The 7,853-nt window shown below is 72.0% G+C and carries 10 protein-coding genes and 1 pseudogene; 6 read left to right on the top strand and 5 right to left on the bottom strand.

Going from position 1 to position 7,853, the window contains the following annotated elements:
- The 3 genes from CCN56_RS12540 to CCN56_RS12530 all read left to right on the top strand — a co-directional run.
- On the top strand, positions 1-638 hold a 638-nt coding region (locus CCN56_RS12540), incomplete at its 5' end, for an acyl-CoA dehydrogenase family protein (RefSeq protein WP_256961937.1).
- 28 nt (positions 639-666) lie between these two features.
- A complete protein-coding gene (locus tag CCN56_RS12535; protein ID WP_086826477.1) occupies positions 667-1,452 on the top strand; it encodes an electron transfer flavoprotein subunit beta/FixA family protein in 786 nt (261 codons plus the stop codon).
- A 33-nt stretch (positions 1,453-1,485) separates the two neighbouring features.
- The gene (locus CCN56_RS12530; RefSeq protein WP_086826476.1) at positions 1,486-2,442 is read left to right on the top strand and encodes an electron transfer flavoprotein subunit alpha/FixB family protein; all 957 of its coding nucleotides are present in this window, start codon (positions 1,486-1,488) and stop codon (positions 2,440-2,442) included.
- Positions 2,443-2,504: 62 nt separating this feature from the next.
- Here the strand turns inward: CCN56_RS12530 and CCN56_RS12525 are convergent, their stop codons facing one another.
- From CCN56_RS12525 to CCN56_RS12515, 3 genes are all read right to left on the bottom strand, one after another.
- A complete protein-coding gene (locus CCN56_RS12525) occupies positions 2,505-2,888 on the bottom strand; it encodes a zinc ribbon domain-containing protein (protein ID WP_086826474.1) in 384 nt (127 codons plus the stop codon).
- A gap of 131 nt (positions 2,889-3,019) precedes the next feature.
- On the bottom strand, positions 3,020-3,727 hold the full coding sequence (locus tag CCN56_RS12520; protein ID WP_041131881.1) for a TetR/AcrR family transcriptional regulator: 708 nt from the start codon (positions 3,725-3,727) through the stop codon (positions 3,020-3,022).
- An 88-nt stretch (positions 3,728-3,815) separates the two neighbouring features.
- Entirely contained in the window at positions 3,816-4,577 is a 762-nt protein-coding gene (locus CCN56_RS12515; protein WP_086826472.1) for an SDR family NAD(P)-dependent oxidoreductase, read from the bottom strand.
- A gap of 204 nt (positions 4,578-4,781) precedes the next feature.
- Between CCN56_RS12515 and CCN56_RS12510 the strand changes: the two genes are divergently transcribed.
- Positions 4,782-5,393: a TetR/AcrR family transcriptional regulator gene (locus CCN56_RS12510; protein WP_086826470.1), complete on the top strand. Its 612-nt coding sequence runs from the start codon at positions 4,782-4,784 to the stop codon at positions 5,391-5,393.
- Between the two features lie 7 nt (positions 5,394-5,400).
- Here the strand turns inward: CCN56_RS12510 and cynS are convergent, their stop codons facing one another.
- Both cynS and CCN56_RS12500 read right to left on the bottom strand, forming a co-directional pair.
- The gene (cynS, locus tag CCN56_RS12505; protein ID WP_086826468.1) at positions 5,401-5,871 is read right to left on the bottom strand and encodes a cyanase; all 471 of its coding nucleotides are present in this window, start codon (positions 5,869-5,871) and stop codon (positions 5,401-5,403) included.
- 38 nt (positions 5,872-5,909) lie between these two features.
- Positions 5,910-6,506, bottom strand: a complete 597-nt coding sequence (locus CCN56_RS12500; RefSeq protein ID WP_086826466.1) for a carbonic anhydrase — start codon at positions 6,504-6,506, stop codon at positions 5,910-5,912.
- A gap of 95 nt (positions 6,507-6,601) precedes the next feature.
- On the opposite strand from CCN56_RS12500, the gene cynR reads away from it, so the two are divergent.
- A complete protein-coding gene (cynR, locus tag CCN56_RS12495) occupies positions 6,602-7,510 on the top strand; it encodes a transcriptional regulator CynR (RefSeq protein ID WP_086826464.1) in 909 nt (302 codons plus the stop codon).
- 143 nt (positions 7,511-7,653) lie between these two features.
- Positions 7,654-7,853: pseudogene (locus CCN56_RS12490) on the top strand (heme-binding protein); the annotation flags it as partial.

The following is a 7,853-nucleotide window of genomic DNA, read 5'->3' as shown; positions in this document are numbered from 1 at the left end:
TGATGGCCGTCACCGACCCCGACAAGCGCTCCAAGGGCATCTCCGCCTTCGTCGTGGAGAAGGGCGACGAGGGCGTGTCGTTCGGCGCCCCGGAGAAGAAGCTCGGCATCAAGGGCTCCCCGACCCGCGAGGTCTACCTCGACAACGTCCGCATCCCCGCCGACCGCATGATCGGCGAGGAGGGCACCGGCTTCGCCACCGCGATGAAGACCCTGGACCACACCCGCATCACCATCGCCGCGCAGGCCCTGGGCGTGGCCCAGGGGGCCCTGGACTACGCCAAGGGCTATGTGAAGGAGCGCAAGCAGTTCGGCAAGCCGATCGCCGACTTCCAGGGCGTGCAGTTCATGCTCGCCGACATGGCGATGAAGCTGGAGGCCGCCCGCCAGCTCACCTACGCGGCCGCGGCGAAGTCCGAGCGGGTCGACGGCGACCTGACCTTCTTCGGCGCGGCGGCCAAGTGCTTCGCCTCCGACGTGGCGATGGAGGTCACCACCGACGCCGTGCAGCTCCTGGGCGGCTACGGCTACACCCGTGACTACCCGGTCGAGCGCATGATGCGCGACGCCAAGATCACCCAGATCTACGAGGGCACCAACCAGGTCCAGCGCATCGTCATGGCCCGCAACCTCCCGTAACCACCAGCCTCTCGAAAGGAGACAGGCCGTGACCCTGAAGATCGCTGTCTGTGTGAAGTACGTTCCCGACGCGACCGGCGACCGCGGTTTCGCCGACGACCTGACGACCGACCGCGAGGCCGTCGACGGGCTGCTCTCGGAGCTCGACGAGTACGCGGTCGAGCAGGCCCTCCGCATCTCCGAGGAGTCCGACGGCGCCGAGGTCACCGTCGTGACCGTCGGCCCGGACGACGCCAAGGACGCGCTGCGCAAGGCGCTGTCGATGGGCGCCGACAAGGCCGTCCACGTCAACGACGAGGACATCCACGGCTCCGACGTCATCGCCACCTCCGCGATCCTGGCGAAGGCCCTGGAGAAGACCGGCTTCGACCTGGTCGTCTGCGGCATGGCCTCGACCGACGGCACGATGGGCGTGCTGCCCGCGCTGCTCGCCGAGCGCCTGGGCCTGCCGCAGGTCACCCTGCTGTCGGAGCTCTCCGTCGAGGACGGTCTCGTGAAGGGCCGCCGTGACGGCGACGCCGCGACCGAGCACCTGGAGGCCCCGCTGCCGGCCGTCGTCTCGGTCACCGACCAGTCCGGCGAGGCCCGTTACCCCTCCTTCAAGGGGATCATGGCCGCCAAGAAGAAGCCGGTCCAGGAGCTGGACCTGGACGACCTGGACATCGACGCCGACGAGGTCGGCCTCGCCGGTTCCTGGACCCTGGTCGACTCGGCGGCCGCCCGCCCGGCCCGTACGCAGGGCACGATCGTCACGGACGAGGGCGACGGCGGCAAGCAGCTCGCCGCCTTCCTCGCCGGCCAGAAGTTCATCTGACCCACCGTCATCCCACCTCAGGAGCAAGGAATCATGGCTGAGATCCTGGTTCTCGTGGACCACGCCGACGGTGCGGTCCGCAAGCCGGCCCTCGAACTGCTGACCCTGGCCCGCCGCATCGGCGAGCCCACGGCGGTCGTCCTCGGCGCCGGCGAGGCCGCCGCCTCGATCGCCGCCACGGCCGGCGAGTACGGCGCGGCCACCGTGTACGTCGCGGACGGCGCCGAGTTCGCCGAGCAGCTCGTCGTCCCGAAGGTCGACGCGCTCACCCAGATCGCGAAGGACAAGGGGGTGGCCGCCGTCCTGGTGACCTCCTCCGGCGAGGGCAAGGAGATCGCGGCCCGCGTCGCGCTCCGCCTCGGCTCCGGTCTGATCACCGACGCGGTGGAGCTGGAGGCCGGCGAGAACGGCCCGGTCGCCACCCAGTCCGTCTTCGCCGCCTCGTACCAGGTGAAGTCGACGGTCACCCGCGGCGTCCCGGTCATCACCGTCAAGCCGAACTCCGCCGCCCCGGAGGCCGCCCCGGCCGCCGGCACGGTCGAGAACGTCACGGTCGCCTTCACCGGCAACGCCGCCAAGGTCGTCTCGCGCACCCCGCGCGTCTCCACCGGCCGCCCCGAGCTGACCGAGTCCGCGATCGTGGTCTCCGGCGGCCGCGGTGTCGGCGCGGCCGAGGGCTTCGCGGTCGTCGAGAAGCTGGCCGACTCGCTCGGCGCGGCCGTCGGCGCCTCCCGCGCCGCCGTGGACGCCGGCTGGTACCCGCACTCCAACCAGGTCGGCCAGACCGGCAAGCAGGTCTCGCCGCAGCTGTACGTGGCGGCGGGCATCTCCGGCGCGATCCAGCACCGGGCCGGCATGCAGACCTCGAAGACGATCGTCGCGGTCAACAAGGACCCCGAGGCCCCGATCTTCGACCTCGTCGACTACGGCGTGGTCGGCGACCTCTTCGAGGTGCTTCCGCAGCTGACGGACGAGATCGGCGCGCGCTGACCGCACACGGCAGAAGGGGCGGGTGGCACTCTGTGCCACCCGCCCCTTCCCCGTGTGCGCGCTCAGTACCAGCCGTCGAGCGGGACCTCCTCGCAGAGCCGGACGACCGGCCTGCGTCCGGAGACCGCGGCCCCGGAGACCTTGACCCGGACCCCGGGACGCACCGCGTGCGGCGGTCCGTCGACGCGGCAGCGGACCACGAAGCCCTCCGTCATGTGGACCGGCCAGAGGTCGGCATCGGCGGCGGCGACCCCGCGACGTACGGATATCACGCCCTCGCCGTCGCTGAGTTCGGGCGCCAGGTCGGTCGACCCGCAGGTCGGACAGAGCAGGCGCTGGAACGTGGTGGTGTGGCACCAGCGGCAGCGCTGGAAGTACAGCTCGGAGTCGGGGGCCGAATCCTCGGCCTGGACGGCGGTCCCGCTCCTCAGTCCCGTGTGGAACACGATGCCTTCTCCTTGCACTCGGCGGCTCGACCGTGCATGGAGCAAAGATATGGCACTGAGTGCCATCAAATAAAGACCTGAGTTCCCTCAATTAGAGATACCGAGAACCCTGTGACCTTCCGGTGATCCCCTCAGCCCTCTCCGAGGCTCGACTCCACCTCGCGCACCACGCGCCACATGGGGGTGGACCGCTTGGTGATCACCACGACGACGTCCTCGTTCTCCTCGGCCGGCGCCTCCGCGGCCTGTCCGCCGCCCCAGGTGGTGCGCACGAACTCCAGGGCCCCGTCGACCTCGGCCAGCGGGTCGCCCTCGCCGCCCGAGCGCAGCCAGTGCCGCAGGGCGTGGTTGTGGGCGGCGACCACGGCCGCCGCGACGACGTTGGCGCGCAGGGTGCCGTCCCTGCGGTCGGCCCAGCGGGTGCGCAGATAGTCGCCGAGGGTCTTCTCGTACCGCCAGACCACCGACAGCTCGTACGTGCGCAGCCCGGTCACCTCGCGGGTGAGCCGGTAGCGCTGCACGGAGAAGGTGGGGTTCTCGGCGTACATCCGCATGACGAGGCGGGCCGCGTCGCAGACCCGGACGACCGGGTCGTCGGAGTCGGCGCTCGCGGCGAGGAAGCGGGTCATGTCGGCGAGGCACTGCTCGTGGTCGGGGAAGACCACGTCCTCCTTCGACGGGAAGTACCGGAAGAAGGACCGCCGGCCGACGCCCGCGAGCGTGACGATGTCGTCGACGGTGGTCTGCTCGTAGCCCCGCTCCAGGAAGAGCTGGAAGGCCGCGGCGATGAGGGAGTCCCGCATCGCGGGCTTCGTGGAGTTCGTCGACGCTGTTCCCATGGCCCGAACCTAACACCCGTACGGGCCCTACGTGGAACTCGGTGCCGGAAGATTCCGGCACCGAGTGCTCTCATGGGGGTACGGAGGTTCAGCGAGCCGCCATCCGCAGGGCGCCGTCCATGCGGATCGTCTCGCCGTTGAGGTAGTCGTGCTCGGCGATCATCGTCACGAGCCGGGCGTACTCCTCCGGGCGCGCGAGGCGCTGCGGGAAGGTGACGCTCGCGGCGAGACCGGCCCGGACGTCCTCGCCGAACCCGGCCATCATCGGGGTGTCGACGATGCCGGGGGCGATGGTGACGACCCGGATGCCGAACTGCGCCAGGTCGCGCGCGGCGGTGACGGTCATCCCGGCGACGCCCGCCTTGGAGGCGGCGTACGCGATCTGCCCGACCTGGCCCTCGAAGGCGGCGATGGAGGCGGTGTTGACGACGAGGCCGCGCTGTCCGTGCTCGTCGGGCTCGTGGCGGGCGATGGCCTCGGCGGCGAGCCGCATCACGTTGAAGGTGCCGAGCAGGTTGACGTTGAGCACCGTACGGAACAGGTCGAGGTCGTGCGGTCCCTTGCGGCCCAGGATGCGGGCGGAGGGGGCGATGCCGGCGCAGTTCACGGCGAGCCGCAGCTCGGCGCCGTCGGCGTCGATCGCGGCGAGCGCCTCGCGGACCTGGTCCTCGTCGGTGACGTCGGCGGCGAGCAGCCGGACGCCCTCGGGCAGCGCCCCCGCGGCGGCCACGGCCTTGTCCAGGTCCAGGCCGTAGACGGTGGCGCCACGGGCGGCGAGCGCGGCGGCGGTGGCGGCGCCGAGGCCGGAAGCGGCGCCGGTGACGAGAGCGGCGGAGCCGGCGATGTCCATGGAACTCCTCGTTCGTGTCGTGCGGGTGCGACCCTGCCGCCGGGTTGGCCGCCGGATCGGGCGCGTGCCCGCGTCAGGACCGCGCGGTCCGCGCGATCTGCGCCGCCCACCATAGAACCGCGTGCGGCGCCGCCGGAAGCGGAGGCCGAGCGCGGACGGGGGAGCAGAGGGAGGAAGTAGTCGACCGGTCGTACACTCTCGGCCATGGGGCGAACGAGTGACGCGCGCGAGCGCATCCTGACCGCCGCGAGGACGCTGATGCTGTCGCGCGGCTACTCCGCCCTGGGCGTGGCCGAGATCTGTGCGGCGGCCGGTGTGCCGAAGGGCAGCTTCTACTACTTCTTCCCGTCGAAGGAGGAGCTCGCCCTCGCCGTCGTCGAGGAGCACTGGGCCGGGCAGCGCGCCGAGTGGACGCGCGCGCTCGCCGGGGACGTGCCGCCGCTCCGGCGGCTGCGGCGCCTCCACGAGGCCACGGAGGCCGAGCTGAGGGCCGGCCGGGAGGGCTGTGGCACGGTCACGGGCTGTCTCCTGGGGAACCTGGCCCTGGAGCTGAGCACCCGGACGGAGAGCGTCCGCGCGCGGCTGCGGGAGATCTTCGACGAGCAGGTGGCCCTGGTCGCGGAGACCGTCGCCGAGGCCCGTGCGCGCGGCGAGGTCACGGTCTCCGACACGGGCGCGGCGGCGCGGGCCCTGGTCGCCCAGCTGGAGGGCGTGGTGCTCTTCGCCAAGCTGTACGACGACCCGGGCCGCCTCGACGCGCTGTGGACCGATTCCCTGGCCCTCCTCGGTGCCGAGGAGAGTCAGGGAACCGTCTGAGGTTCCGTCAGAAGGGCTTGGTCGGCAGGTACTTGCCGTCCAGGGTGATGACGGCGCGCTCGCCGCCCTCGGGGTCGGCGACCTTCTTCACGTCCAGCTTGAAGTTGATCGCGGAGATGATGCCGTCGCCGAACTGCTCGTGGACGAGCTCCTTGAGCGTGGTGCCGTACACCTGGAGCATCTCGTAGAAGCGGTAGATGGTCGGGTCGGTGGGGACGGCGCCGTCGAGGGAACCGCGGGTGGGAATCGTCTGCAGCAGGCGGACCGCGTCCTCGTCGAGGCCGAGGAGCTCGGCGACGGCCCGGGCGGACTCCTCCGGCAGGGCGTGCTGGCCGAGGACGGCGGCGGTGGTGAAGGCGACGGAGAGGCCGGCGGCGTCCGCGATCCGCTGCCAGCTCAGGTCCTCGCGGATCTTGGCGTCGACGGCGGCGATCGCGAGGGCGCGGCGGGCGGTGGGGTCGAACTGGGCGTGCACCATGAGAGGTACGTCCTTTCTCGAAGGCTTTACAGGGGGGATCAGGCGGCGAGCACGGGGCCCGCCGTGGCGGGGAGCTCCTCGACGGTGCCGTCGGCGATGTCGAAGACCCAGCCGTGCAGCCGTACTTCGCCCGCGGCCAGGGCGCGGGCCACCGAGGGGTGGGTGGCCAGGTTGGCCAGCTGCGCGGCGACGTTCTCCCGGACCAGGGCGGCCACGTCGACCGTCCCGCCGGCGGCGGCGCGGGCGAGGGAGGCGTCGGCGTGCCGCAGCCAGGCGGCGACGGCGGGCGCGGTGCTCAGGTCGTGGCCCTCGGCGAGCGCGGTCATCGCGCCGCAGGCGGAGTGCCCGCAGACGACGATGTCCCGTACTCCCAGGACGGTGACGGCGTACTCGACGGCGGCGGTGACTCCGTCGGTGCCCGGGGTGTGGGCGGGAACGAGGTTGCCGGCGGTACGGATGACGAAGAGCTCGCCCGGATCGGTCTGGGTGATCAGCTCCGGTACGACGCGGGCGTCCGAGCAGCCGATGAACAGCGTGCCGGGCCGGTGGGCGGTGGCCAGGCGGGCGAAGAGGCCGGCCTTGGCAGGGAAGACCTCCCGCTGGAAGCGGGCGATTCCCTCGGCGAAGTGAGGCATGTCCCCACCGTGCACCACCAGCTCCTATAGCGTCCAAGACCTACTGTCGATGTCTGCCATAGATGCGATCTATAAGGGGTTCTAGGATCGGCCGTATGCAGCCGGAACTCCGCCACCTCCGCTATCTGCTCGCCGTCGCCGAGCACGCCAACTTCACCCGCGCCGCCGAAGAGCTCCGCATCGCCCAGCCCACGCTGTCCCAGCAGATCAAGCAGCTGGAGAAGGCCCTCGGGGCGCAGCTGCTCGACCGGACCGGCCGCACGGTGCGCCTCACGGACGCCGGGGAGACCTACGCGCGCTACGCCCGGCGGGCCCTGCGGGACCTCGCGGCGGGCGAGCGGGCGCTGCTCGACGTGCACGACCTGTCCCGGGGCCACCTCAGGCTCGCGGTCACGCCCACCTTCACCGCGTACCTCACCGGCCCCCTGGTCGCCGGCTTCCACAGCCGCCATCCGGGGATCAGCGTGGAGGTGCGGGAGCTGCCCCAGGACCGGATCGAGGCCGAACTCCTCGCCGACCGGCTCGACCTCGGCATCGCCTTCCACGGCGAGCACCTCCCGGGCGTCGAGGCCGCGGAGCTGTTCACCGAGACCCTCGGCCTCGTCGTGGGCCCCGACCACCCCTTCGCGGACCGGACGGAGCCGGTACGGGCCGAGGAGCTGAACGACCATCAGCTGGCCCTCCTCAGCCGGGACTTCGCCACCCGGCTGCACATCGACGCGTACGTCTCCGAGCACCGCGTCCGTCCGGCGATCGCGGTGGAGGCCAACTCCGTGACCGCGCTCACCGAGATCGTGCGGCGCACCGCGCTGGCCACCGTGCTGCCCGACGCCGTCACCCGGGACCACCCCTGGCTGAGCCCGGTGCCGCTCTCCCCCGCGCTGCCGTCCCGCGCCGTCGCCCTGCTGCGGCGCGCGGCCGGCTACCGGAGCGCGGCGGCGGGGGCGTTCGCCGAACTCGCGGCGTCATGGGAAAGGGAGGAACGGGGTCAACCGATCGGATGACCCCGGGGTCCACCGCCCGGGGCGCCGGGTGCAGCCGGGACGCCGACGGGCGGCGGCAGGGTACGGCACCAGGATGGGAGACAGAGCGGGCCTCGGCTTCCCGACGGCCCCCGCGGTTCCCCGAGTTCACTGGAGCAGATCCCATGAAGCACGTGAAGAAGGCCTCCTCGCGCACCCGTGTCGTGACCGGTGGCGCGATCGTCGCCACCCTCGCCCTCGGCGGCTTCGGTGCCTACTCCGCGAGCGCCACCGGCGAGGAGACGGCGGCCGCGCCGGCCGCCGCGAAGGCCGACGCCAAGAACAAGAACACGACGCGCTCCACCCACCTGACGATCGAGGCCGC

It is taken from the genome of Streptomyces sp. NRRL B-24572 (assembly GCF_002156145.1).
Lineage (GTDB): Bacteria > Actinomycetota > Actinomycetes > Streptomycetales > Streptomycetaceae > Streptomyces > Streptomyces vietnamensis.
This window is presented reverse-complemented; position numbering and strand designations above follow the sequence as displayed.

Coding starts and splice junctions, on each gene's coding strand:
- CCN56_RS12530 (WP_086826476.1), top strand. CDS start 1,486: ATGGCTGAGATCCTGGTTCTCGTGGACCACGCCGACGGTGCGGTCCGC.
- CCN56_RS12520 (WP_041131881.1), bottom strand. CDS start 3,727: ATGGGAACAGCGTCGACGAACTCCACGAAGCCCGCGATGCGGGACTCC.
- CCN56_RS12515 (WP_086826472.1), bottom strand. CDS start 4,577: ATGGACATCGCCGGCTCCGCCGCTCTCGTCACCGGCGCCGCTTCCGGC.
- CCN56_RS12510 (WP_086826470.1), top strand. CDS start 4,782: ATGGGGCGAACGAGTGACGCGCGCGAGCGCATCCTGACCGCCGCGAGG.
- cynS (WP_086826468.1), bottom strand. CDS start 5,871: ATGGTGCACGCCCAGTTCGACCCCACCGCCCGCCGCGCCCTCGCGATC.
- CCN56_RS12500 (WP_086826466.1), bottom strand. CDS start 6,506: ATGCCTCACTTCGCCGAGGGAATCGCCCGCTTCCAGCGGGAGGTCTTC.
- cynR (WP_086826464.1), top strand. CDS start 6,602: ATGCAGCCGGAACTCCGCCACCTCCGCTATCTGCTCGCCGTCGCCGAG.